This window comes from Methanocalculus pumilus (genome assembly GCF_055382585.1).
In genome coordinates this window covers 579,912-604,533 of sequence record NZ_AP042393.1, presented here as the reverse complement: position 1 = coordinate 604,533, position 24,622 = coordinate 579,912, and the positions used below count along the sequence as shown (strand labels likewise).

30 protein-coding genes are annotated in these 24,622 nt (G+C 51.8%); 12 read left to right on the top strand and 18 right to left on the bottom strand.

Features of this window, described 5'->3' with window-relative positions; translation table 11 throughout:
• The first annotated feature begins 34 nt into the window (after nucleotides 1–34).
• From ACZ44I_RS03200 to ACZ44I_RS03180, 5 genes are all read left to right on the top strand, one after another.
• On the top strand, nucleotides 35–916 hold the full coding sequence (locus ACZ44I_RS03200; RefSeq protein ID WP_464548818.1) for a methanogenesis marker 12 protein: 882 nt from the start codon (nucleotides 35–37) through the stop codon (nucleotides 914–916).
• 77 nt (nucleotides 917–993) lie between these two features.
• On the top strand, nucleotides 994–1,539 hold the full coding sequence (locus ACZ44I_RS03195; RefSeq protein ID WP_464548820.1) for a pyruvate ferredoxin oxidoreductase subunit gamma: 546 nt from the start codon (nucleotides 994–996) through the stop codon (nucleotides 1,537–1,539).
• Nucleotides 1,539–1,799 (top strand): 4Fe-4S binding protein, encoded by a 261-nt coding sequence (locus ACZ44I_RS03190; RefSeq protein WP_464548822.1) that lies wholly within the window; start codon nucleotides 1,539–1,541, stop codon nucleotides 1,797–1,799. The genes ACZ44I_RS03195 and ACZ44I_RS03190 overlap by 1 nt, the downstream gene beginning before the upstream one ends.
• Nucleotides 1,799–2,953: a pyruvate synthase subunit PorA gene (gene porA, locus ACZ44I_RS03185; RefSeq protein ID WP_464548824.1), complete on the top strand. Its 1,155-nt coding sequence runs from the start codon at nucleotides 1,799–1,801 to the stop codon at nucleotides 2,951–2,953. The genes ACZ44I_RS03190 and porA overlap by 1 nt, the downstream gene beginning before the upstream one ends.
• Nucleotides 2,954–3,835: a thiamine pyrophosphate-dependent enzyme gene (locus tag ACZ44I_RS03180; RefSeq protein WP_464548826.1), complete on the top strand. Its 882-nt coding sequence runs from the start codon at nucleotides 2,954–2,956 to the stop codon at nucleotides 3,833–3,835. It begins immediately after the preceding gene.
• 82 nt (nucleotides 3,836–3,917) lie between these two features.
• On the opposite strand, the gene ACZ44I_RS03175 is transcribed toward ACZ44I_RS03180, so the two are convergent.
• The 13 genes from ACZ44I_RS03175 to ACZ44I_RS03115 form a co-directional block, all read right to left on the bottom strand.
• Complete coding sequence (locus ACZ44I_RS03175; protein WP_464548827.1) at nucleotides 3,918–4,532, bottom strand: DUF5803 family protein; 615 nt, start codon at nucleotides 4,530–4,532, stop codon at nucleotides 3,918–3,920.
• Nucleotides 4,469–5,674 (bottom strand): threonine synthase, encoded by a 1,206-nt coding sequence (gene thrC, locus ACZ44I_RS03170; RefSeq protein ID WP_464548829.1) that lies wholly within the window; start codon nucleotides 5,672–5,674, stop codon nucleotides 4,469–4,471. The genes ACZ44I_RS03175 and thrC overlap by 64 nt, the downstream gene beginning before the upstream one ends.
• A gap of 39 nt (nucleotides 5,675–5,713) precedes the next feature.
• Nucleotides 5,714–6,487 (bottom strand): nitrilase-related carbon-nitrogen hydrolase, encoded by a 774-nt coding sequence (locus ACZ44I_RS03165; RefSeq protein WP_464548831.1) that lies wholly within the window; start codon nucleotides 6,485–6,487, stop codon nucleotides 5,714–5,716.
• A gap of 1 nt (nucleotide 6,488) precedes the next feature.
• A complete protein-coding gene (locus tag ACZ44I_RS03160; RefSeq protein ID WP_464548833.1) occupies nucleotides 6,489–6,698 on the bottom strand; it encodes a hypothetical protein in 210 nt (69 codons plus the stop codon).
• Entirely contained in the window at nucleotides 6,695–7,348 is a 654-nt protein-coding gene (locus ACZ44I_RS03155) for a MarC family protein (RefSeq protein WP_464548835.1), read from the bottom strand. The genes ACZ44I_RS03160 and ACZ44I_RS03155 overlap by 4 nt, the downstream gene beginning before the upstream one ends.
• Before the next feature lie 66 nt (nucleotides 7,349–7,414).
• Nucleotides 7,415–7,864, bottom strand: a complete 450-nt coding sequence (ndk, locus tag ACZ44I_RS03150) for a nucleoside-diphosphate kinase (RefSeq protein WP_464548836.1) — start codon at nucleotides 7,862–7,864, stop codon at nucleotides 7,415–7,417.
• Between the two features lie 7 nt (nucleotides 7,865–7,871).
• Nucleotides 7,872–8,063, bottom strand: coding sequence for a 50S ribosomal protein L24e (locus ACZ44I_RS03145; RefSeq protein WP_464548838.1), 192 nt, complete (start codon nucleotides 8,061–8,063; stop codon nucleotides 7,872–7,874).
• Nucleotides 8,064–8,068: 5 nt separating this feature from the next.
• Nucleotides 8,069–8,278 carry a 30S ribosomal protein S28e gene (locus ACZ44I_RS03140; RefSeq protein WP_211530851.1) on the bottom strand — a complete coding sequence of 70 codons (210 nt, stop codon included), beginning with the start codon at nucleotides 8,276–8,278 and terminating at the stop codon, nucleotides 8,069–8,071.
• Nucleotides 8,279–8,285: 7 nt separating this feature from the next.
• A complete protein-coding gene (gene rpl7ae / locus ACZ44I_RS03135) occupies nucleotides 8,286–8,654 on the bottom strand; it encodes a 50S ribosomal protein L7Ae (protein WP_292736721.1) in 369 nt (122 codons plus the stop codon).
• Nucleotides 8,655–8,778: 124 nt separating this feature from the next.
• Nucleotides 8,779–10,773, bottom strand: a complete 1,995-nt coding sequence (locus ACZ44I_RS03130) for a DUF2298 domain-containing protein (RefSeq protein ID WP_464548841.1) — start codon at nucleotides 10,771–10,773, stop codon at nucleotides 8,779–8,781.
• The gene (locus tag ACZ44I_RS03125) at nucleotides 10,760–11,731 is read right to left on the bottom strand and encodes a lysylphosphatidylglycerol synthase transmembrane domain-containing protein (RefSeq protein WP_464548842.1); all 972 of its coding nucleotides are present in this window, start codon (nucleotides 11,729–11,731) and stop codon (nucleotides 10,760–10,762) included. The genes ACZ44I_RS03130 and ACZ44I_RS03125 overlap by 14 nt, the downstream gene beginning before the upstream one ends.
• On the bottom strand, nucleotides 11,715–12,431 hold the full coding sequence (locus ACZ44I_RS03120) for a dolichyl-phosphate beta-glucosyltransferase (RefSeq protein WP_464548844.1): 717 nt from the start codon (nucleotides 12,429–12,431) through the stop codon (nucleotides 11,715–11,717). The genes ACZ44I_RS03125 and ACZ44I_RS03120 overlap by 17 nt, the downstream gene beginning before the upstream one ends.
• Nucleotides 12,428–13,657: an FAD-dependent oxidoreductase gene (locus tag ACZ44I_RS03115; RefSeq protein WP_464548845.1), complete on the bottom strand. Its 1,230-nt coding sequence runs from the start codon at nucleotides 13,655–13,657 to the stop codon at nucleotides 12,428–12,430. The genes ACZ44I_RS03120 and ACZ44I_RS03115 overlap by 4 nt, the downstream gene beginning before the upstream one ends.
• 122 nt (nucleotides 13,658–13,779) lie before the next feature.
• On the opposite strand from ACZ44I_RS03115, the gene ACZ44I_RS03110 reads away from it, so the two are divergent.
• Nucleotides 13,780–14,940 carry a tubulin/FtsZ family protein gene (locus ACZ44I_RS03110; protein WP_464548847.1) on the top strand — a complete coding sequence of 387 codons (1,161 nt, stop codon included), beginning with the start codon at nucleotides 13,780–13,782 and terminating at the stop codon, nucleotides 14,938–14,940.
• Nucleotides 14,941–14,950: 10 nt separating this feature from the next.
• The gene (locus ACZ44I_RS03105; RefSeq protein ID WP_464548849.1) at nucleotides 14,951–16,063 is read left to right on the top strand and encodes a hypothetical protein; all 1,113 of its coding nucleotides are present in this window, start codon (nucleotides 14,951–14,953) and stop codon (nucleotides 16,061–16,063) included.
• A 280-nt stretch (nucleotides 16,064–16,343) separates the two neighbouring features.
• On the opposite strand, the gene ACZ44I_RS03100 is transcribed toward ACZ44I_RS03105, so the two are convergent.
• From ACZ44I_RS03100 to tuf, 3 genes are read right to left on the bottom strand one after another with little or no spacing between them, the layout of a single operon-like run.
• Nucleotides 16,344–17,975, bottom strand: coding sequence for a flippase activity-associated protein Agl23 (locus ACZ44I_RS03100; protein ID WP_464548851.1), 1,632 nt, complete (start codon nucleotides 17,973–17,975; stop codon nucleotides 16,344–16,346).
• Between the two features lie 18 nt (nucleotides 17,976–17,993).
• Entirely contained in the window at nucleotides 17,994–18,302 is a 309-nt protein-coding gene (rpsJ, locus tag ACZ44I_RS03095; RefSeq protein WP_255333248.1) for a 30S ribosomal protein S10, read from the bottom strand.
• A 28-nt stretch (nucleotides 18,303–18,330) separates the two neighbouring features.
• Entirely contained in the window at nucleotides 18,331–19,608 is a 1,278-nt protein-coding gene (gene tuf, locus ACZ44I_RS03090; RefSeq protein WP_464548853.1) for a translation elongation factor EF-1 subunit alpha, read from the bottom strand.
• Nucleotides 19,609–19,767: 159 nt separating this feature from the next.
• On the opposite strand from tuf, the gene ACZ44I_RS03085 reads away from it, so the two are divergent.
• Nucleotides 19,768–20,073, top strand: a complete 306-nt coding sequence (locus ACZ44I_RS03085) for a hypothetical protein (RefSeq protein ID WP_464548855.1) — start codon at nucleotides 19,768–19,770, stop codon at nucleotides 20,071–20,073.
• Nucleotides 20,074–20,089: 16 nt separating this feature from the next.
• On the opposite strand, the gene cobS is transcribed toward ACZ44I_RS03085, so the two are convergent.
• Both cobS and ACZ44I_RS03075 read right to left on the bottom strand, forming a co-directional pair.
• On the bottom strand, nucleotides 20,090–20,812 hold the full coding sequence (gene cobS / locus ACZ44I_RS03080; protein WP_464548857.1) for an adenosylcobinamide-GDP ribazoletransferase: 723 nt from the start codon (nucleotides 20,810–20,812) through the stop codon (nucleotides 20,090–20,092).
• On the bottom strand, nucleotides 20,809–21,243 hold the full coding sequence (locus ACZ44I_RS03075; RefSeq protein ID WP_464551661.1) for a phosphatidylglycerophosphatase A: 435 nt from the start codon (nucleotides 21,241–21,243) through the stop codon (nucleotides 20,809–20,811). Before ACZ44I_RS03075 ends, cobS begins: the two co-directional genes overlap by 4 nt.
• 39 nt (nucleotides 21,244–21,282) lie before the next feature.
• On the opposite strand from ACZ44I_RS03075, the gene cobT reads away from it, so the two are divergent.
• From cobT to ACZ44I_RS03055, 4 genes are read left to right on the top strand one after another with little or no spacing between them, the layout of a single operon-like run.
• Nucleotides 21,283–22,293, top strand: coding sequence for a nicotinate mononucleotide-dependent phosphoribosyltransferase CobT (cobT, locus tag ACZ44I_RS03070; RefSeq protein WP_464548858.1), 1,011 nt, complete (start codon nucleotides 21,283–21,285; stop codon nucleotides 22,291–22,293).
• 37 nt (nucleotides 22,294–22,330) lie between these two features.
• Nucleotides 22,331–22,885, top strand: a complete 555-nt coding sequence (locus ACZ44I_RS03065) for a GMP synthase subunit A (RefSeq protein ID WP_464548860.1) — start codon at nucleotides 22,331–22,333, stop codon at nucleotides 22,883–22,885.
• A complete protein-coding gene (locus ACZ44I_RS03060) occupies nucleotides 22,873–23,415 on the top strand; it encodes a YkgJ family cysteine cluster protein (protein ID WP_464548862.1) in 543 nt (180 codons plus the stop codon). Before ACZ44I_RS03065 ends, ACZ44I_RS03060 begins: the two co-directional genes overlap by 13 nt.
• The gene (locus ACZ44I_RS03055) at nucleotides 23,408–24,613 is read left to right on the top strand and encodes a TraB/GumN family protein (RefSeq protein WP_464548864.1); all 1,206 of its coding nucleotides are present in this window, start codon (nucleotides 23,408–23,410) and stop codon (nucleotides 24,611–24,613) included. The genes ACZ44I_RS03060 and ACZ44I_RS03055 overlap by 8 nt, the downstream gene beginning before the upstream one ends.
• Nucleotides 24,614–24,622 lie beyond the last annotated feature (9 nt).

Here is a 24,622-nt window from a genome sequence, read left to right as displayed (position 1 = left end):
CACTAATAGGTTGGCCAGACAATTAAGTACCGGTATGTTCATCGGCATCGATCACGGAACAACAGCAATCCGGTTTGCATCTGAGAGCGCCGAGTTTAAAATGAGCCGGAGTGAGGCAAGATCCTTTACAATCCATGATCTCATGCGGCTCTGCCCCCTTGATGAGATAGAGGGGATCGCACTCTGTTACTCGATGGGGGATAATTTCACCGCTATAACCCCGGTTCAAAACCTCACTAACCGCGGAATTGTAACCCGGGAGGGGGCAGGCGAGCATGTCGGCGGCGGCACACGTGTCTTTGACGAGGTCGCGGGATCCGGCATTCCGGCAGTTGCAATACCGGGGATTCACCGTGGGTCTGATACCGATCCAAGATTCAAGATCTATTCACATCAGACGAGCCCCGAGAAGATCGGGATTGCGTACCTGGTTTCACAGGATCTGGGCGGGACCTTTGTTGTCTCCGATACCAGCTCAAATACCGTCACCCTCCTTGTAAAAAACAAAAGAATCATCGGAGCATTCGATGCCTGCATCTTTGCCCCCGGCACCCTCCATGGAGCACTCGATGTCGATGCAATACGGCGGATCGACAGCCACCAGCAGACCGCAAACGAGGCATTCATGCAGGCAGGGGTCAGCTATACCATGCCAATCGATCTTCAGATGAAAACAGTGGCACTCTTTGCCGCAATGGAGATCGCATCCATGCTCCTCCTTGCAAAAGATGCGCTAGTAGCACTTGCAGGATCCTGCGCTCCGATGATAGCAGAAGAGGTGCGATCCCTCATTGGACATGAAATTTCCATCTATGACGAATGGGCAGCAGCACGCGGGCTCTCAATGATTGCAAGGGATATTGCCCGAGGAAAAAGAGAGATTCTCGGAATCCCGGTCAATTTTGATATGATCTGAAAAGTCATTCACCGAATTTGAATCCCCCATGCCGTAATTATATATGATTAATCGTGTAAGATTATATGGGGTTTTTCTTGAGAGAATTACGCATCCATGGAAGAGGAGGACAGGGCTCCGTCACCGCGGCAGAACTCATCGCAGTTGCCGCGTTTCAGGGCGGAGTCTTTGCCCAGGCTTTTCCTGCTTTTGGTGTCGAACGGCGTGGCGCTCCGGTGCAGGCGTTTGTTCGGTTTAGTGACGAGAAGATCCGGCTCCGAAGCCAGGTGTACGAACCTGACTACATCATCGTGCAGGACAGCACGCTGATTGCGGACATCAATGTCTTTGCAGGAATGAAACCGGGAGGAATTGCCATTATCAATACGGAAAAAACCGGCGGCTATTCTGCTCCTGAGGGTGTTTCGACAATTACAATCGATGCAACCAAAATCGCACTCGAAGAGATCGGGCTTCCGATCACAAACACTGCCCTGATGGGTGCTTTTGCCGCCGCAACCGGTGAAATTGAGTTTTCCGCACTGGAAGACGCACTTCGCGGACGATTCGATGGCAAACTCGCCGATACGAATATCAAGGCCTCACAGAGGGCATATGAGATGATTAAAGGAGGCAGCGCATAATGCCGCTCAATATCGGATGCACTGCCCGGCCCGGCAGAGGGCGTGACAACAAAACAGGTTCTTGGCGAGTCTTCTACCCGATCTTTACAAAGGACAAATGTACCGGCTGTGGGATCTGCACGCTGATCTGTCCTGAAGGCTGTATCGAGGTGAAGGGAGAGAAAGAGTATATTCCAGATCTCGACTACTGCAAAGGCTGCGGCCTCTGTGCAGAAGAGTGTCCCGGAGATGCGATCACGATGGAAAAGGAGGAGAAATAATGAAAGAGATACTTGAGGGATCACACGCAGTTGCCGAGGCAACAAGGCTCTGTCGTCCGGAAGTGATCGCCGCATACCCGATCACTCCCCAGACCCATATCGTCGAGGCGCTCGCACAGATGGTGGCTGACTGTCGTCTTCAGTCTGAATATATCTGTGTTGAGAGCGAGTTCTCAGCACTCTCCGCCTGTCTTGGTGCATCTGCTGCGGGGTCCCGCACCTACTCGGCAACCACCTCACAGGGCCTAGCCCTGATGTTTGAGGTCTGTTTCAATGTTGCAGGGATGCGCCTTCCGATCGTGATGACGATCGCAAACCGCGCATTGAGCGCACCACTCTCAATCTGGAATGATCAGCAGGACTCAATCGCACTCCGTGATTCAGGCTGGATCCAGTTCTATGCAGAAGACAACCAGGAGGCACTTGATCTCCATATTCTGGCATACAGAGTCTGTGAGGATCACGAGATCCTCCTCCCGGCATTCGTCTGTTTTGATGGGTTTATCCTTACCCACACCTATGAGCCGGTTGACATGCCATCACAGGAGGAGGTCGATGCCTACCTCCCGGCATTCAACCCATACCAGAAACTCGATGCAAAGGACCCGATATCGTTTGGAATGTACGCAACGCCGGATTACTACCTTGAATTCAGGTACGAGAACCAGCGGGCGATGCTCCGTACAAAAGAGGCGATCCGGAAATATGGCTCTCTCTTTAAAGAGCAGTTCGGAAGGGATTATTCCGGACTCATTGAGGGTTACAAACTTGAAGATGCAGAGACAGCCATCATTGCAATGGGTTCGATCTGCGGAACCGTCAAGGACGCAATCGATGAGATGCGTGCCGATGGTAAAAAGGTCGGACTCCTGAAGATCCGCTGCTACAGGCCATTCCCTGACGAGGAGATTGCAAGCGCTCTCTCCCACATCAAAACTGTTGCGGTGCTTGACAAGAATGTCTCTCTTGGATCAAAAGGTGCAGTTGCACTTGAGGTGAGGGATGCACTCTATGGCTCATCAATCGATGTCTTTGGGTACGTCCTTGGTCTCGGAGGACGGGACATCCGGAAGAAGGATATCAAAGCAATCGTGGATCTTGCCGAGAAGGGATCAGGCGATATGTTCTATGGACTGCGCGAGGAGTTGTTGTAAATGGTTGATAAAACATTAGAGCTGTTCGAGTGCGGCCACCGTGCCTGCGGAGGGTGCGGAGCAGCAAGTGCAGTCAGGATGATCCTGAAAGGGGCAGGCGAAAACACCATCGTTGTCTCTCCAACCGGCTGCCTTGAGGTCTTCTCAACACCCTACCCTGAGACTGCCTGGAAGGTTCCGTGGATTCATTCCCTCTTTGAGAATGCAAGTGCGGTTGCCTCAGGAGTCGAAGCGTCACTGAAAAGACAGGGAAGAAAGGAGAAGGTCATTATCATCGGGGGGGACGGAGCAACCGTCGACATCGGGATGCTCTGCCTCTCCGGCGCCTTTGAGCGGAACCACGATATCACCTATATCTGCTATGACAATGAGGCGTACATGAACACCGGCATCCAGCGATCCGGTGCAACACCCTTTGATGCCAGCACCACCACAAGCCCGGCGGGATCCTGTTCCATGGGAAACAAGCATCAGAAGAAGGATGTTCCTGCAATCCTTGCTGCCCATGGTGCACCCTATGTTGCAACAGCGACCATGGCATACCCGACCGATCTCATGAAGAAGGTCGAAACTGCAGTCAACACACCAGGTGCCTGCTACATCCAGGTGCATGCCCCCTGCTGCACTGGATGGGGTTTTGAGGGGAGTAAGACCCTTGAAGTCGGCAAACTGGCGGTTGAGACAGGACTCTGGGTCAACTACGAGATGGTTGATGGCACTGTTAAGAAAGCCAAGAAAGTAAAACGAAAACCAGTCGAAGAATACCTCTCTGTCCAGAAACGATTCCGCCACCTCTTCAAACCACAGAGGAACGAAGAAGAGATCGCAAAAATACAGGCGATCGCTGATCGAAATGCAGAAAAGTTTGGAATCGATCTCTAACCTATTTTTATCTCTTTCGCCACAATCCCCTCAAAAATAGAACATACTGAGGGAGAACCTAAAAAACAAAGAGGGAGAGAGCCTACTCCCGGGATGCCACCCGCATCAAATAGTAGCCAAAGAGCAGAATGATCATGAGTATAACCCAGATCGTCCCGAATGCAGAGAGGATCACAAACCGCTGTTCGTCATAAAACCTGATCTCAGCATACCGGGTACTCTCCCAGAGGATTGTTGTCTGGTTCTCCCCAACAAGCACACTTCCCCCCTGGCTTACATAGCCAAGGAGAGGATTGTCTACGAAATAGACATCCGGAAGATATACCGTCACATTATACGGCTTTGTGAAGAGAACAGATAACGAGTTGCCATCGAGATCCCCTTCATATGCGATGATATAATCTCCCTCTGGAAAGGTGATCACAGAATTCCTCTGCTCATCATAGGAGACCTCGCCGTAAACACCCATAACCCGTATCTCACGGACGGAGATAGGAACTGCCTCACCAAGGTACCCGGGTTCTGTGAACTGGTAACTATCTGCACCGGTTATTTCCACTGAAGCAGAGTAGCCACTGGCGTTCTCATAAATCGAGAACGTGGCATTCTGCGCAAAGGCAGGCGATGCCAGGATCAGAGCTGCAAGGCAGAGAGCAAGGCAGGTAAGGTGGCATCTATCTCGGTTGGTGGACTGCATTGTTGAATCACCGTCTCTGGATCTTTCAGCAGGTGGCCTGTCACGACACATACGATTCGTTCATCCGGATCGATTGCACCCATCTCTACCAGTTTCTTTATCCCGGCAACCGATGCCGCAGATGCAGGTTCGACCCCGATCCCCTCCATCCGTGCAAGATCCCGCTGCATTGAGAGGATCTCTGCATCGGTGACGGATTCGGCAAGGCCTCCGGTCTCCCGGATTGCCCGAAGTGCCTTCTCCCCATTGACCGGAGCACCAATCCTTATGGCGGTTGCGACAGTGTCCGGGTTTTTATCAGGTACGACTTCAGGGAGATTGCCCTTGATTGCACGGACAACCGGGGCTGACCCTTCTGCCTGGATACCGGTCATCATCGGGAGGGAGTCAATCCAGCCGAGTGACTGCCACTCTGTGAGACCTTTATGCACAGCTGAGATATTACCGGCATTCCCAACAGGAAGGACAAGCCGGTCAGGAAGAGATCCAAGCTGATCAATCACCTCATATCCGATCGTCTTCTGCCCTTCAAGCCGATAGGGGTTTACAGAATTTAAAAGATAGATCCCATGCGAGATGCAGAGCTCATGGACCATCTCGAGGGTGCGGTCAAAATTGCCGGCGACCGAGATAACCCGCGCACCATGCATCAGTGCCTGTGCAATCTTTCCAATTGCAACCTTTCCTGCCGGGAGGAGGACCACTGCCGGGATCCCGGCCCGGGCAGCATAGGCAGCAAGGCTGGCTGAGGTATTGCCGGTGCTTGCGCAGGCGACCATCTTCATATTGAGCTGAAGCGCCATTGAAACCCCAAGTGTCATGCCCCGGTCCTTGAATGAGCCGGTCGGGTTCATCCCTTCATGCTTGGCATAGAGATGCGGAAGACCAAGCGATTCCCCAATCCGTTTCAGATGGTAGAGAGGAGTGCCTCCTTCCTGGAGTGTTACCGGAGGAATTTCAACCGGGAGCAGCTCCCGGTACCGCCAGACTGAAAGGGGTCGGGTTTTGAGATCTGATCTGGAGATTGAGATCTCATCCAGATCATACTCCACCGCAAGGAGATGTCCACATGCAGAACAGGTATACACCACAGAATCGGGAGGATATTCCTTTTTGCAATGGATACAGACGAGACGATGCATATCTACAGATTCGAGCCGAAAGATAATAAGGAGAGGGTATCAGGCCTTGAGATCATACCGTACATCATCCTGGAAAGGGAAACGTCTCCGGACTGATGCAACATAGTCAGCATCCACCTCTGCTACAATACAACCCTCATCCCCGCCTGCGCTGCAGAGGGTTTTTCCGAGGGGATCAACAATTGCCGATCTTCCGCAGTAGTGATCGATTGGGGTTGTTCCGGTGGGGGAGACACCGGCAACATAGTACTGGTTCTCAACTGCACGGGCCTGCAGAAAAAGTGTGAAGACATCAATCCTGCTGCATGGCCACGCTGCCGGAACCAGCATACACTCAACCCCGAGATCGGCATACCGCCTGAAGAGTTCGGGAAACCTCAGGTCATAGCAGATGGCAAGGCCGACCACAAGCCCGTCACAGGAGCAGACCGAGAGGGTGTCTCCGGGCATATAATACTGATCCTCGCCTGCATACCTGAAGAGATGAGTCTTTGCATAGCGTGCATGCACAGAGCCATCAGGAGCTGCAATAAGAGCTGTATTTCGGATACCATCCGGTGACTGTGTCCTCTGCGAACCCACGATCCAGACTCCGTGGTCTTCGGCCATCTGACACCAGGCAGACTCGATCGGACCCCCTTCCTCCTCGGCATACTTGGTTGAGGCAGGATCCCATCCGGTTGCATACTGTTCAGGAAAGAGAACAAGATCAGCACCTGATGCAACTGCACTCCGTATGGCATCGTCTGCATGGGCAAGATTTGTATCTGGTGCCTCCGGAACTGAGCCGAGCTGGGCACAACAGATCTTCACACTATTCACCCTTGCCGGTCTGCTCGGCATATCCTTTCAGAATAACAACGATCGCAACCATTGCTATCAGCATGGCGATGACAAAGAGGACGATCGGAGCAAATGAGATATGATACCCAAGTGTCATCAGGCCGACGATAACTGCACCAATTATCATGCAGAGACCCATGAAGAGGAAGAAGAGATCAAAACTGTCAACGTGTACCATCATAGACCTCCAACAAGAATCGGGAAGGCCTGCTGAAGTCCGGTAATGACGAACTGAACAGCAATTGCGATCAGCATCATACCCATCAGCCTGCCAATGACACGGTACTCCCGCGGCCCGACATATTTTGTGATTATATCAGCATGCTTCATCATATAATAATTCACCAGAATGACAAGGAGGCAGAGGACCAGAATCGCACCCATTGCTATGACTCCAAAATCCTGTGACTCGTTCATCAGCACAATGACGGTCGTGATCGTCCCGGGACCGGCTATCATCGGGATCGCAAGAGGAACCAGACCGATATCATCGGCATCTATCCCCTCATATTTCTCGGTCGCTGTCATCTTTGTCCGTGAAGTCTTCGCATAGACCATCTCCATCCCTATGCCAAAGAGGAGGATGCCGCCTGCAACACGGAATGCCTCAAGCGATATACCAAAGATCTGAAGGATCGCCCCCCCCGCTACAGCGAAGACCAGGATAACTATAAGGGCAACACGATTCGCCTCATATGCCACCTGTATCCGTGCAGCTGCATCCATCGAGTCGGTCAGAGTCACATAGATGAGCGTGACGGCAAGCGGGTTGATGACAATGAAGATGGATGAGAATGACAGCAGGATAAAGGTCAGTAGATCGACCATCATGAGAATTTAGATCTTCTTCCCTTAAGCCAATTGTGGGTCGAAAAAAGAGTGTGTAGGGATTCTGGTTTATTCGTAGATCATCGGTTCAGCAAGAGCAGCATATCCGGTTAGATCAGTGTCATTGAAGTGGATTTTGATCTCGCGCTCTGCCGATGCATCAGAATCCGAGGCATGGATGACATTTCTCCCGATATCAATGGCGAAATCGCCACGGATAGTACCGGGAAGCGCCTCTGCCGGATTGGTTGCACCAACCAGAAGCCTGACGATTGGGACAACATTCTTTCCTTCCCAGACCATCAGGAAGACGGGGCCGCTTGTGATATAGGCCTTCAGACCAGGGAAGAACGGTTTTTCAAGGTGTTCCCGGTACTGTTCCTGGACACGATCATCCGGAAGCGCCTCAAAGCGGGCTGCGACCAGTTTCAGACCTTTCTTCTCAAAGCGGGAGATGATCTCACCGACCAGTCCGCGCTGGACGCCATCGGGTTTGACCATCACAAAGGAGCGCTCCATTAGGAAATCACTCCTTGCCACGGGCTTTCCGGCCCATTGCAGTCCACTCGACGCGGCGTGGGACCCTGCGGAGCCGGTAGTTGCTCTGGCACTTGGAGGAGCAGAAATAAAAGACTGCACCATCTTTCCGTACAAAGAGTTTGCCGGTTCCAGGCTCGAGCTGTTCTCCACAGAAACTGCAGGTGTACTTCTCAACCATCGGCTTCACCGCCTCGATAGCTTCTTTGCTTCACGTTCCGTCTCAAGGAGCATGAGGATATCTCCCTCACGGATCGGCCCGAATGTATTCCGGGTGATGATCCGCCCCTTGTTTGGGCCATCGAGGATACGGCACTTCACCTGGGATGCTTCTCCGTGCATCCCTGTAAGACCAATCACTTCAATGACTTCTGCCGGCGTTCCATTATCAGCCATAGAAGACTCAGCCTCTCAGTGCTTCAACCTGTTTCACAAGCTCTTCGACAATATCCTTGCCTTTGCCGGATTTGACAATTGCAACAGCAGCTGATCCGACATCAAGGCCGCAGGCGGCACCGATCTCGGCCTGTTTGTTAATGAAAATAAACGGTATCTGCTTCTCTGCGCAGAGCGGCGGAAGATGCATCACGATCTCTTCGGGCTCTACGTCACTGCCGATCAGAACAAGCTGGGCAATACCGCGCTCAATAGCTTTTGTTGCTTCATTGGATCCTTTCTTAATCTTTCCGGTGTCCCGTGCAAGTTCAAGTGCTTCAAGTGCATTGTTCTGAAGCTCTTCGGGGACTTCAAACTGTTGGTACATCTTTGACATAGCTCACCTCATTCAGGAGAAGACTGGCTCCTCCTTCATCACTCATCAGCGGTATAAGAACCGATGCTGGCGTAACCATATTATTACACAGAGAAGGGGGATAAAGGTTCGTCTGCAAGACCGATCAGACCACCTGATAGACTGCTGTACCCCCCTCATCAAAGAGAAGAATGAGACCTTTTTTGGGGAGGTTGACCTGGTAGTGTTCTTCTTCAAACGCTCCGACAACGATATGGGTGATCCCATATTCCTGAAGAAGCGCAGGGCTCTTCCCAGGATCCTCATAGAGTGTCCTGACATCTGTTATTCGCTTACTGTACCATCCATCATCTGATCTCCAGACAACCTCGTGGCCGGGCCACCCGAGGATGGTTGGAATGCCTGTAAAGGACGATATGCGGCTGGCATAGGTGTAATCTTCTCCAATAGCTTCAACGATCAGGAGATCGCCTTCAAGAGAGCCGAGGTATCGGATTGCGGCCGCATCACCGGGATGACGGCCTCCCAGCCAGGCCGCGCCATCAAGGGTACCCGACCCATAGCCATAGGTAAGGGGAATAAAGGCCGGGATCAGGAGAAGGCAGAACACCACCCCGGAGATACATATCCATTTCAGAGACAAGGGGATAGTGCGCGGAAGTTGGAGAGATGAAAGCCATCGGCCGGCGATGACAGACGCTGCAAGCCCCATCATCACCCAGGCACCCATATAGAATTTAAAGACCGTATTCATCCGGAAATAGTCAGCACCCATGCTGTCCTTCAGGTAGATCAGCTCACATAATGTGATGATGAGAAGCCCGGCAACTGCCAGGGTATCTTCCCCCCTCCATTCCCGCCGAAGTGCGATCAGGAGAGCTGTAAATACGGCAATACCTGCTGCCCCATAACCTGCGACAAATCCTGCTGCCGGAACAACAAGCAGCCATGGGTACCGGTACAGCACGCGCCAGCCATAGAGAAGAAAGACCCCGATGAAGAAGCCATGGACGAGAAGGAACGAGGTGATCGCACTCCCTTCAGGTACCATTCCAATCCCAAGGATCCCTGAGCCCTCGATGGAGAGGAGAAGCGGTGCATAGGCAAGAATGGAGAGCGGCGGCACCAGCAGAAGCGGAAGCAAGGATTGACGATCCTGCTTTGCATACCGGAGTGCGGTGAGAATCGCCACACCGCAGTAGAAGGGGGCATAGACGAGGACATCCCAGGAGTTCAGTCCGGGCATCGTCCCAAGTGACAGGGCAAGGAGGGCAGCCAGGATAAGCCGTTCCCTCATATCCAGATCACCATACCTGAGGTACATCACCAGGCAGAGGGTGACAAAGAGGATCTGGTTGAAGATACCGAGGATATGCGCATGCGGATCCCCCCAGAAGAAAGAGAATATGGGATATTCATTGATTGTTCCGGCGATAACCCGGGTACTCTCCCAGGGTATCGAGGCAAGTGGTGTGCGAGCGATCAGATGCCAGAGAACGGCGGGGTTTGGGATGAGAAGAATGAGAGCCGGGAGCCATTGGTATTTTGGGAGCAGCAGGTATCCGCATGCAACCGCCGATACAACAGCCATTCCTGCAATGGTTGGGAGCATCAGGTTGAAGACAACTGACGACTCGCCACCCGCAATAATCCCAAGAACCCCGGAGAACCAGTGGCCGAGATAGTAATAGACTGAGAGATCACCACCCGCAAACCAGGGATCAAGAGGCGGAACAACCGGGTTTCTCATAACCGAGGCAAGAAATGCATGATCCATAAACTTCTCGGCAAATGAGATCGCCGGATTGCAGAAACGAACCCAGAGGATATAAAGAAAGCCAAGAAGAAATGCGCCATCCCAGATAAGCTGCGGCAACAGATCCGACCACCTATACTCCCGCCGGATCATCATCAGACCACACAGAAGAACAAAGAAGACTGCGGCAATGGCTACCGGGAGATGAAGATAGCCGAGATACCAGGATATGAGTGAGAAGCAGAGGAGCGAGAGGGGATAGGAGAGAGGATATGCAAGATCCCCAAGTGACCCCCTGAGAGAGGGATAGAGAGAGATCTGGAGGAGCTTCAGAACCAGAATCCAGAGAAGAACAGTTTGTATCTGCACCTCAATGCCGACCATAGATCTCCTTCTTTATATCTCCTGAATATGCCCGTTTCAGGAGTGAGACGGTCCAGTTGCCGAAGTAGTAGATCGAGGCAACACCCCCGACAAGAGTCACCACATTCTTGATGAGATGATCGATAATGGCAATGAGAACCGCAGTTCCTGATGAGACACCTGCAAGCTCAAACGTCATCGCAAGCGCCAGTTCGTAGGTGCCGATACCACCAGGGGTTATCGGCACTGCCTTCACCAGGTTGCCGATGACGATCGCAAGCACGACCACCATGAAGGAGACAGATTCACCAAACATCAGAGCAACCATCATACAGACGAGACAGTCTATGATCCAGATGATAAGAGAGGAGAGAAGAAGGAGGAGGAGTGCCCGCGGGGTCTGGGATACCGATCGGATCTGTGAGAGAACCTCGATCACTTTTGCCAGTATCCGGTTCTCTGATGAGAATTTCCCCGAAAAGACGAGGACAATACCAAAAAGAAGACCGAGAATAAGGACAAGGCCAATAAGCATCGAGAACCAGGGCTCCTGGCCAACAACAAAGGGGAGCGCGATCGCACCAATGAGGGCAATAGTGAGAATATCAAAGACCCGTTCGGTGAGAACCGAGGAAAAACCGACAGTATAAGTAGCCCCCTTCTCATGTTTGAGGATAAGAAGACGGATCAGATCACCCAGCCGTGCGGGGATGATCAGGTTTGCTGTCTGGGAGACAAAGATGCAGGCTATTGAAAATATGGTTCCGACCTGAAGAGAGAGGCGCATCAGAATAAAGCGGTACCGTTCTCCTCTGAGGTACCATGCGAGCAGACAGATAATAACAGCAGGAAGAAGATAGAGTGGATCTGCTTCCCTTGCTGTGATCAGGAGATCGTCCCAGACGCGGGAGAGGAGAAATACGATGATCGCAACTGCAATCAGGGTAGAGACGACAACGGTACTAATCTTTCTCAGCATAAAGACGCCACCTGAGCCTGAGGATCTCTGATCCCATCCCTGTTACATCAGAGAGTTTCACGGTTGTGCCCTTTCCCTGCTGCCACCTGACAGGGAATTCACAGACACGAAATCCATGTCGTTGTGCGAGCACGAGTAGTTCCGTATCCCAGAACCAGTGAGGTGCGTGCACAGATGGCAGGAGTGTTTCAAGACTTTCACGTGAGAATGCCTTGAACCCGCACTGGTGATCATACAGGCGGCTCCCAAGGATCATCCTGACAAGGGCGTTATATCCCCTGCTTGCAATCTCCCTTTTGCTATCCCGATCGATTCTGGATTCCGGCATCAGGCGTGAGCCGGTGGCAACAGCACACCCCAAACGGATTGCATCAACCAGTTCCCTCAGGTGAGCCATATCGGTGGCAAGATCAACATCAAAGTAGCAGAAGATACGGCCTTTTGAGGCATGGAAGGCACGGGTGAGCGCCCTTCCCCGCCCAAGCCGCTCATCTGAATGGAGGAGGCGGACACGGGGATCACGCCCTTCCCATTCAAGAACAAGCTCTGCACTCCCGTCATCTGATCCATCCTCTGCCACCAGCAGTTCGAAAGAACCGGTGATCTCCTCAAGCCTGCGGATAGATTCGGGAATGGCAGTTTCGAGTGCAGATCGATCATTATAGACAGGGATGACCGCTGTTACCTCACACCCCGTCAATCCGACCACTCCATCACACGCCGGGCTATCTCCTCGCCTGCCCGGATTGATCCTTCCATGCTCCGTTCAGGATAATTCTCAGGAGAGAACATCCCGGCAATGAAGAGGCCGGGCGCCGGGTTTGGATCCGGGATCATTGATTTATATCCGGTCACATAGACCGGACCTGCAAATGGTTCGATCCTGAGGCGATGCCAGTGAATATGCTCACGCGGGATCTCAAATCTGGTGCAGAAGTCAGATAACATGACCTCTTCGCAGTCTTCCGGGGGATCACCTGAGAAGTACGAGGCAATGTAGACGATATGCTCACCGTACCGATCAAATGGAACAAGGTTGGTATGGGTTATGACCGCCCCATATGGTGCAGGATCACCCATATTGACCCAGTAGATGCCATCGGTCGGATCAGAAGAGGTAGCAAGGGTGAGGCAGGCGGAACCCTGGTAGGGAAGAGGAGTGAGCGGGATGGAGCATATTCGTGCAGTCTCCTGTGGAGGAAGGGTCGATATGAGACAGTCATACCGGGTGCCATCCACAATCCAGCCCCCTTCGTCAGGAGTTGCAGAGACAACCTGATGGCAGGTCACAACCCTGCATCCTCCTGCATTCAGGCGCAGGAGAAGGCCATCGATCAGCCGGATAAAGCCGCCCTTCAGATACCCCAGCCGCTCACCTTCGGGGCCGCGATCCGATCTGATCGCAATCCGGCTCACAAGCCAGGCAGCAGATACCTCATCTCTCTGATCCCCGAATTTGGATCGCAACAATGGTTCAAAGAAGGAAGAGTAGATCCGCTCACCCAGGCGATCAATACAGTATTCCCGGGCAGAGATGGAATCCAGCTCCTCACGATCTACGGATCTGGACCTGAGGACAAAGAAGGCGAGCCGGATCTTCTCAAAAAAAGAGAGGAGAGGATACCGGGCGATCTGGAGGGGTGTTGTAAGGGGGTAAATCCGTTGATTTTCCACATATCCTGTGCTCCCTTTCTGCCACTCGAGATCCCGGAGAAGATCAAGTTCATCAAGAAGAGAGAGGAGGTGGGAATCGCCTGAGAAGCAATGATGATACAGTGACTCTATAGCATAATCGGGGAGATTATAGGAGGAGAGGCATCCTCCTAGATCTTCGCTCATCTCAAGAAGCGTCACCGTATGATTCCCTGAAAGGCGAAGTGCAGCTGAAAGCCCGGTGAGTCCTCCACCGATTACGCAAATATGCATGCATCTTATGTGATATCAGGGAGCATAAGAAAGTTTTTGAATCTTTCCATCATATAAACTAAGAAGCCATAAATACAGGAGATACTAAAGGTAAAACCATTAGTGTGGATGGTGTCATCTAAATGCGGGTATTTTTCATTGGATTTGGACAGGCAGGAGGCAAAATTGTCGATATGTTTCTTGCCCAGGACAGGAAACTGCAACAGGGCAGCTTCCGCGGTATTGCCGTTAATACGGCAAGAACCGACCTTATGGGCCTCAAACATATAGAAATGAAAGACAGGCTCCTCATTGGCCAGACAGTTGTAAAGGGGCATGGTGTTGGAACAGACAATGTAACCGGCGCAAAAATTGCGGCAGATGAGATAGACACCATCATTAATGCGATCGACACTCGCGGAACACATGATATCGATGCTTTTGTTGTCGTCGCAGGGCTTGGTGGAGGTACCGGATCCGGTGGCACTCCGGTGCTCTGCCGACACTTAAAACGCATCTATCGTGAACCGGTCTATGCACTTGGTATGATCCCGGCACCTGAAGAAGGCCGGCTCTATTCATACAATGCTGCCCGCAGTCTTGCCACACTCGTAAATGAAGCCGACAACACCTTCATCTTCGACAACAGTGCATGGAAGAATGAAGGAGAAAGTGTCAAGAGTGCCTATGAGCGGCTGAATGAAGAACTTGTCAGGAGATTCGGCGTTCTCTTCCGCGCTGGCGAGGTCGGAAAACTTGGCGTCGGCGAGATGGTCGTTGACTCTTCAGAGATCATCAACACGCTCAGGGGAGGCGGAATATCCACTATCGGGTACGCCATTTCTGACGTGATCACCAAAAGCAAGCAAAAGAAAGGTCTCTTTGCGGGATTTGGCAAGAAAGATAAGGCTGAAAGTGCCCTCACCGGCGAGGACAAATCAGCAAAGATCATCGGACTTGTCAGAAGAGCCATGCTCGGCAGACTGACACTCCCCTGTGATTATACGACAGCCGAGCGGGCGCTGGTTCTTGTTGCAGGACCTCCTGACGAGATGGACAGGAAGGGTGTTGAGAAATCCAAATCCTGGGTGGAAGAGAACATCGCAGGGGTTGAGGTCCGTGGAGGCGACTACCCGCTTGAATCAAACTATATCGCCGCTGTGGTCGTCCTTGCGACCATCGGGAATGCCCCACGGATTACCGAACTCCTTGAAGTGGCTAAAGAAACAAAACAGGACGTTATAAAATCCAAAGACAGGCAATCGACCATGTTTGAGGATGCGATCGATCCGCTCTTTGAATGAGGAGATGAAGATGAAGATACGGGTACTACTTACTATACTGCTCGCCTGCTGTGCACTCTGTGCTGTTTCTGCAACAGCTATCACCGTACAGCCCCCAACAGGCTTGCCAACAGGAGATCTCACTCCAGGAACGAGAGTGAACATCGAAACGACAATAACAAACTTCATATCTGCATCCGGAACAACATTTCCTGGATCAGACACACTACAATTCTATACAGATCTGGATTCTCCCAAGTGGAATATCGCTATTGTGTTGAACAGTATTGAAAATCCCCGTCCTGTTGAGAGTGGTAGAACGGTTAGAATATCAGGTTTTGACCTGGAATATCCCTCAACAAGCGAATTAAAAGTTCGTGTCAGCCTTGAGGGCGTGGCACCTGACGTTTCAGCAACCTCAGATAAGACAGTCATGCGCATTCGCCAGCTTGATTCAAGTGATAATGTTCGACCGAATGGGGAGGAGCTCTTCACTAAAAAAGTGATAAACCCGGCAGAAGTACAAACAGAAATTGCCTCAACAAAAACAGAACTTCAAATATTTATGAATGAGATAGATGAGGCAAAAGCACGGGGTGCTGACACCACCGAAGCATACACAAAATACACCACTGCCCAGACTGCATTGCAGAGTGCTGAAGTAGCAGGTAACAATGCGGGACTCGCCCAGTCAAACCTGAATTCAGCACAGGCCGCAATAGCTGATGGACGGGCGCTCCTTGAGCGGGCAGTTGTTCAGCACGCGATCACCAGTGCAGAGAGCACTCTTGCAGAGATTGATGGAGTGCTTAATTATTTTACCACGAATAAAAGCATGGGATCTGACGCACGTGTGGTATTACTCTCATCAAAACGGCAGAGTGTCAAGAACCAGATTGATACTGCAAAGGGAAACTATGATACAAACAACCTGGCTCTGGCAGAGCGGCAGGCAGACGATGCCCTTGCGGAGGGAAAGAGTGTTCTTGCCGAAGCACGGGAATTGCAGGAGCAGGTCGAATCACTCCCCGTCTTTGTTGATCCCGGTCAGCCATACCTCTGGATTATTCTTGGTGCGATTGCCATCATCGTGATTGGATTTGTCGTTATGAAGAAACGAAATGCATGGGATGAGCTTGGATAATTAATCCAACCTATTTTTAACTCATTTCAATAATACCTGCACCTCTTTTTCATTACCAAATAGAGAAAACTGACTATTCCAGTATTGTTATACCTCTCCGGATTCTCAAGAACTGGTATCATTGGATGGAATTTCTGCACATACGGACGATATATCCAGTGAGAAAATAGTGAAGTTTTCTTGTTCTCCTGAGGTTGTTTCGACCAAAATGAAGGTAAGAAGAGAGAGAGAGAGAGAGAGGAGGGGAAGCAATCAACAACATTCCGGATGAGAAAACCCATCAGACAGAAGCAGCAGATCTGAATATATCATAGCGCTTACTCCCCACTTCAACATGACGGGTGAAATAATACCGGATAAGATCTCCCTTCACCTCATAATAGGTTACCCAGTAGCTGTGTTTGAGGGTCGTCTTCTCAAATCCAGGGATGTCATCATAACTATCCTGGTCATGAGTGATGATCAGGTCAAAGTTTCCTGCCATGAGGGAGCCCTTGTTGGACTTCCCTCCAAAATACGTGATCTTTGACCAGCGATCCGCATCGCGATAATACCAGTTGAGCGGCCATATGGTATCTGTGGCAACAGCAATCCGATCCGATTCATCCATCCATTGCATAACAAGACGGAGATCTTCAGAGTTCTGCACCTGTACAATCGGCTCGGCGATATCACCGGGAGTGAATGCCACATGAAGCGTCATTCCGAGGAGGAAGACGGCACCCACTGCCACAATAACCATCTTCAGGCGGTCAAGCCTGAAAGTAGCAACAAAGACCATCGGGAGCAGCTGGTGCAGGATGAGCCAGGGGACTTTCTCACCGATATAGGCATAGACGGCAAGAGATGCAATCATCCACCAGATAGAGAACCTGATGAACTCTGTCTTTGGATCATAAGCGACACCGGGATCAGGCCGCCTGAGGGACGATGATATACGTTCAATCACAGTTGAGGAGAAGGGAGATGCCGATGACTTATCCCCGGTTCCTGAGTTGCGTTCCGGATCATTTGAATGCAGTTTCAGGGACGTCGTGTTTGCGGCGATAAATCCAAAGAGACCCATGCCTGCAAGCAGGATGATCGGCACCTCATAGAGGACGAAGAGTATCAGGTAGAAGAACCATGGTCCACCAAGCCGCTGAACCTCATGCATCCCGGTCCAGTGGGAGATTGCCATCTGGCCGGCTTGCAGGACAATCTCCGGGTGTGCTCCAAACGACGAGTAGAAGAGGGCAATAATGCCCCCTGCAAGAGCTGCTGAAAGCAGGATATCCCTCTTCCACGTCCGGGGGAAGACAAGACGCCGTGTCCATAGGCAATAGAGGAGATATATTCCAAAGATGACAAGGACGATCGGCATATTCTCCTTGCTTGACATCCCAAGGGCTGCTGCAAGCCCTGCAACAAGGGCAAACCTGAGCTTCCCTGAGTTGAAGTACGCAAGGGCGGCAACAACCAGCAGAAGCGAGAAGAACGCGATGAAGATATCATTTCGGAGGAATCTCGAAAAATAAACCATGCTCGGAGAGAGTGCCAGGAATAATGCCGCAACAAGCATCTGCTTCCCATCAAGATATCCCATTCTATAAAGGGGATAGACAAGTGCAACAAGCAGGGTTCCAAGGAGTGCCGGGAAGAGCCGGCCGACAAGATCAAAATCCCCAAAGATCGAAAAAAGACCTGCGGTTACATAAAAGAGGAAGGGTCCATGGAAGACTGGATCATAGATATAGGTGCCTTTTGTCAGCAGTTGGTATGCAAACCAGGCATGTACCGCCTCGTCATGGTGATATAACTTCAGATCCAGAAATGCAAACCGCAGGATCAGGGTTGCCAGAAGAATACAAATGAAGAGCGACTCCGGTTGGAGGAGCCGATGATAAAATTGGGTATCTGATGCGGCTTTCATGCCGCTATCTCACGATGATCAGCCCTCAAGGACAATCTCAATGCCGATGTCCTTGGGTACCTGAATTCGCATCAGCTGGCGGAGTGCACGCTCGTCTGCATCGATATCGATGAGGCGTTTGTGAACACGCATCTGCCAGCGATCCCAGGTTGCTGTTCCTTCTCCATCAGGGCTCTTCCGGATAGGAACAACGAGGCGCTTCGTTGGAAGCGATATCGGACCTGCAAGATTGACACCGGTTCGTTCGGCGATCTCACGAATCCGGGAGCAGACCGACTCGAGTTTGTTATAATCGGTCCCGGTAAGGCGTATTCTGGCTTTTTGCATAGGGAGTCACCGTAAAAAAAGATGAGAATTATCTCATCTGCTTTGGTTTGATATCGAGAACAATACCTGCAGCAATGGTGGATCCCATATCACGGACAGCGAACCTGCCGAGCTGCGGAAGCTCCTTTGCCTTCTCAATGACGAGTGGGCGGGTGGGGACGATCTTTACAATTGCAGCATCGCCAGCTTTGAGGAAAGCAGGGTTCTCTTCCTTGACCTGACCGCTTCTTGGGTCGAGCTTCTTCTGAAGCTCAAGGAAGGTGCATGCAACCTGTGCGGTGTGGCAGTGGAAGACCGGAGTGTATCCAACAGAGAGGACACTTGGGTGCTGAAGAACAACAACCTGTGCAGTGAATTCCTCTGCCACTGTCGGGGGTGCATCAACCGGACCACAGACATCGCCACGGCGGATATCGTTCTTTGCGATACCACGGACGTTGAAACCGACATTATCACCGGGGAGAGCCTGTGCGTGCTCTTCGTGGTGCATCTCGATGGATTTAACCTCGCCTTCCTTGTTAGCGGGCATGAACGAGACCTTCATTCCCTTCTTCAGGATACCGGTCTCGATACGGCCGACTGGAACGGTTCCGATACCGGAGATGGTATAGACATCCTGAATCGGGAGACGGAGCGGCTTGTCGGTTGGCTTCTCGGGTTCTTTCAGGGTGTCGAGTGCTTCAAGAAGTGTCGGGCCGGTATACCATGGGGTCTCCGGGGACTTCTTGGAGACATTCACGCCGGTGAATGAACTCATTGGGATGACAATGGTATCATCGGGTTTGAATCCAACGATCTTGATGAGATCAAAGAGCTGTGATTTTACCTCATCAAACCGCTTCTGATCATATTTCACTACATCCATCTTATTGACAGCAATGATCAGCTGGTTGATACCAAGTGTCCGTGCAAGGAAGACGTGCTCCTTTGTCTGCTCCATCGGGCCGTCAGGCGCTGCAACAACAAGTACTGCGGCATCTGCCTGTGATGCACCGGTGATCATGTTTTTGACGAAATCACGGTGGCCAGGACAGTCGACGACGGTAAAGTAGAACTTTGCAGTGTCGAACCTCTTGTGGGCGATATCGATCGTGATACCACGCTCACGCTCCTCTTTGAGGTTATCCATAACCCATGCAAACTCAAAGGAACCCTTGCCCTTTGACTCTGCTTCTTTCTTGTATCCATCAATAACATGCTGGGGCACACTGCCGGTCTCATAGAGAAGGCGACCGACAGTGGTTGACTTCCCGTGGTCAATGTGGCCGATAACGGCTAAATTCATGTGTGGCTTTTCTGCTGCCATTCTCAATCCTCCACTCATTCAAGGACAATCATGCGTACATTCAGTCCAATGCGAGTATACTAGATTGGAAAGAGAACTATATAAAATATTTCTCTTAATTTGGGTTAATTCCCAAAAGAAGCGATACAATGATGAACTATCCACACCTATCCTCACCTGATGAAGACATTACCGTTCATTCGAGGCAAAAATGACCGTATCACAGTCGAGTGCGCGACTGAAGAAGTATCGATCCATACCAGATGTGTTCATTGCATCCACTGTGCAGGCATTATGGATGGAAAGCGGCTCGTCCCCAACCCCTATGCGCAGGAGTTCAAAAAGCAGGGGCGCGGATCGGGGAATGCATTTGAACTTCTGACTGCCCAGACCATGTTCAACACCATTGTCGCCAATCCATCGGCCAATGCAATAGAATGTAATGATGAAAAGGGAGAAGGGTTTCATCCGTTCTGGGTACGGTAAACCAGCCCGGGATCATTTACAGCGCTATCAGCAGTGAGAGGAGAACCACAGCGCGGACGATCTCATTTGCTGACCCGACGAGATCACCATTGATCCCGCCAAACAACTGCTCTCCGGAAAAGAGCAGAAACAATGTGGTAGCCGATGCACCAAATAGTGCTGAGACCACTGCGATTGGAGGGATGGGGAGCAGGAAGAGCGGAAGGGTCAGCAGCCATGCAACTGCTACAAACCATGGGCGGCTGCGCCAGAAGAGATAGCTGTGGATACCCTCCCGAAACGGCCGCCCAATGCAGGTTAGTGATGCCATCGACGCTTTTGCTGCAACCTCCGCTATCAGCACCGCAATCGGTATGATTGCAAGTGATGCAAGTGCGCCAAACGAGATGAGCGTGATGGAGAGGCCAAGGGCAACCCCACCCGCCCCAACCTGCCGATCAGTAAGGGCGCGGATTCGTATTTCCCTGCTCCCATGAGCCATCAGGCCATCACCGAGATCAAGGAGACCATCAAAGTGGTTACAGCCCGAGAGAAGAAGCAGGAGCCCGAGGGCGACAGCCGCTGCTGCAAGGGGATAAGGGATGAAGAACAGGGGGATCGCCGCCAGCCCGCCGATCAGGTACCCGGCAACCGGGTAGAGATATGAACGGGTGGCAAATGCATCAAAATCAGCCGATCTCCCGATAGGGAGGATCGTCGTAAACTGGAGCAGTGCCCGGATCCCCTCGATGAGGCTCATTGACTATCACTATAGAGTTTTGAGGTGCATCCGGCGATAAGTCCCGCAACGGCATCATCGAGGAAGGGACCCAGTGTCGAGAGAATCCCCGGTTTTTTCTGATCATACCGGGTGAACTCAAACCGGGCATAGGTACCTGCAATCACCTCTGCTATCGCCATTCCAATGATCTCATCAGCCAGGAGAAATACCGGATCGTCAGCAATCTCAGAGTCTTTTCTCTTCGCATACAGCTCATCCTCAAGCAGGATCGCAGAGAGCAGCAGTGCAGAGACATTCGGATCTGCAAATGCGCGCCTTATATTCTGTTCAAGCTGCAAACGTCCGTCTTCTGGGGAGAGCCCATGGGGGACATACAGCTCCATTGCGGCATCCAGTATCGCATCCATCAAAACACCTGCGCGACCCAGGCGTTCTTCGATCTCAAACATAGCGATCATTATCTTTGAAGCATACCATACTTAACGTATATGGCGTTTCTTTCAGAGGATATCAGCTATTCACCAGAAAGACCGGTCTTTGCCCCGATACTTGCAAATACCATGCTCTCAACAGTTCCCGGTATCTCCGGTGCAGGACCCTCACCCGAGAAGACCCTCTTCACCCCGATTCTCGATTCTGAACTGATCGTAAATGGCAGGATCACCAGTATGCCGATCCGCCCCGATACCCCGACCGGCTGCCCGACACCTGCCACAATCACCCGCGCGATGATGCAGCTGACAGGGCTCACCCCTTTCTTCATTAATGCCGGGCTCGCACATCCCCCGACAATTCCCACGTTTGATTTCTATGGAAGAGGCGGAGGAGATCCGCGCAAAGGGGCGGCTGTCCCGGATGCAGAGTCACTATATCTCAAAGGGGAGCAGCTTGGATCCCTCCTCTCAAACCTCTCGGATATGCTGGTGATAGGGGAATGTGTCCCGGGGGGAACCACCACAGCACTCTGTGTCCTCCGCGCCCTTGGATTCCCTGCCCGGGTCTCAAGCAGCATGATTCAAAATCCGCATTCACAGAAGGAGGAGATTGCTGAATTGATCACCAGACGACTGAGAGACGAGGGGATAACAGAGCCGCTTGATATCGTCTCGGCAACAGGAGATCCGATGATGCCGGTTGCCTGCGGCATGATCAAAGGGTTCTCAGGTGATGTGGTTCTTGCCGGGGGCACACAGATGCTTTCTGTTGCTGCTGTTGCCAAAGGGCTTGGTCTGCACATTCCCCGTGTTGTCACAACAGTCTATGTCCGCGACGATCCATCGGCAAACTTCCCCGAGACAGCAGACGCAATCGGCGTTACTCCAATCTATGTCGATCCGGATTTTGGAGAACTCGGCCATAGCGGACTTGCCAGATACTGTATCGGGGAGGTGAAGGAAGGAATGGGGGCAGGCGGCGCGATGTTCCTTGCCGCAACACTTGGCCATTCACCATCCAGGATCAGGGAGGCGATTCTCCAGACAATATCCGCATATTCCTGAAGAGATAAGAGGGGTAAGAGCCAATACTAAGCAGAATATGCAACCCCTCTTTGTCATCAATAATTACGGGCAGTTCAATCACCTCATCCACAGGATGCTCCGCGACCTCGATATTGAGGTGAAGATGATCCCAAATACGACTTTACCGTCTGAAGTTGAGGAAGGGTGCCGGGGGATCATTCTCGGAGGGGGACCAAGCATCGACCGGATTGGGCGCTGTCCCGACTATCTTGAACTCGATCTGCCGGTTCTTGGCATCTGCCTCGGCCACCAGCTGATCGCGCAGTCACTCGGTGGCGAGATCGGACCTGGAGAGAGCGGAGGATATGGTGGCCTTGATGTGACGATCCAAAACCATAGCAGCATACTCAAAGGATACCCCGACACCATTCATGTCTGGGCATCCCATGCCGATGAGGTGAAGCGGGCACCGGAAGATTTTGAGATCCTTGCCACCTCATCGATCTGCAAAGTCGAGGCGATGGGAAGCACTGAAAAACGGATCTTTAGCCTGCAATGGCATCCGGAAGTGAGCCATACTGAGAATGGATCTCTGATCTACAAGAATTTCAACAGGATATGCACAGAATAGAAGCTATCAGCCACAAGATCAGGACAAACGGCTTTCAGTGCCTGCAATGCGGGGCATGCTGCCGGGGTGATGAGCAAACGAGCAGGGTGATCGTCTCGCCTCCCGAGATTGACTGGATCATTGAAGCTACCGGACTGGAGAGGGACGGGATTGTTGTGCCATATCCCGAATACATCGAGTCAGTTGAAGGGGGATGGTTTACCTTCGAGTGGTGCCTGAAGAATGAGGACGGAAGATGCATCTTTCTGGATGAAGATGGGCGATGCTCTATCTATTCTGCACGACCATGGATCTGCCGGACATACCCGTTTGCACTTGACGGCGATACGATAACAATCTCCGAATGTCCCGGGATCGGGGAGGAGATTACTCCGGAAGAGGCAGACGCACTCGCTTCATGCCTCCTGAAGAGGCAGGAAGCAGAAGATGAGGAGGAGAACGCCGTTCTGAAGATCTTCTCCTCTCATACAATCCCTGTAGGAAAAAATGTTGTCTTTGACAGCAGAGGAATGTGGAGTATTCATGGGTGAGTTGAGGATTGTTGGAACTGCGCATGTTTCGCAGAAGAGTATCGATGAGGTAACTGCAGCCATCGCTGAGTTCGAACCCGACATCATTGCTGTGGAGCTGGATGCGCCACGCTATGCAGCATTAAAACAGCAGGAGAATGAGGTTCAGGAAACAAAGATATCCGATATCCTTCAATCCGGTAACATGACCCAGATGCTCATCCAGTGGGTGCTCGCCTATGTCCAGAGAAAGATCGGTATGAACGTCGGCATCGAACCGGGTGCCGAGATGAAAGAGGCGATCCGCCTTGCCGAGGAGAAGCAGATCAGGGTCGCCCTCATCGATCGGGATATCAGGATCACCCTCTCCCGGTTCTGGAGCGGGATGACAATCAGGGAAAAGTTCAGGATGATCTATGCCCTCGCCATCTCTGTCACGGGAGTTTCCGGCGAAGAGCTGGATATTGATTCATTGACTGATCAGGATATTGTCACCCTTGCGCTTGAAGAGTTCCGGAGGTTCTCTCCAAATGGAGCAAAAGCCCTCATTGACGAGCGGGATGCCTATCTCGCCCAGAGCCTCATTCCACTCCTAAAGGGTGAGGAGCGTGTCCTGGCAGTAATCGGCGCAGGGCATCTTGCGGGCGTTACCAGATACCTGAGCAATCCGGAAACCCTTCCCTCACTACAGTCACTCACCGCTGAGATCCGCCGCCGTCCCTGGGGAAAGATCATCGGGGTTGGTGTGCTCATCCTCTTCCTCTCCCTCATCACTGCAATCCTCTTCTCAGGTGTCGGAACCGATGTTCTGATCACCGCATTTGCCTGGTGGGTTATCATCAACGGGACACTGGCAGCACTTGGAACCCTCCTTGCACGGGGACACCCCATCTCTGCCATAGTCGCCTTCTCAGCTGCATGGCTCACCTCCCTCAATCCGCTGCTTGCTGCCGGATGGTTTGCCGCAATTGTCGAGGCAAAGATCAGGAAACCCGCAGTATCCGACTTTAAAGCCATCAGTTCCGCTGAGAGCATCTCCGAGATGAGCGGGATACCCCTCTTCCGGGTTGTGCTTGTCGCAGCACTCGCAAATGTCGGGAGCACGCTTGGGACATTCCTCTATTTCATCTTCATCTTCCCGCTGCTTGGGATCGATCCGACGGTTTTGATCACCGAAGGTTTCTCGAATATATGGTCGACCATTTTGGGCCTTTTCTAAAGAGACCCG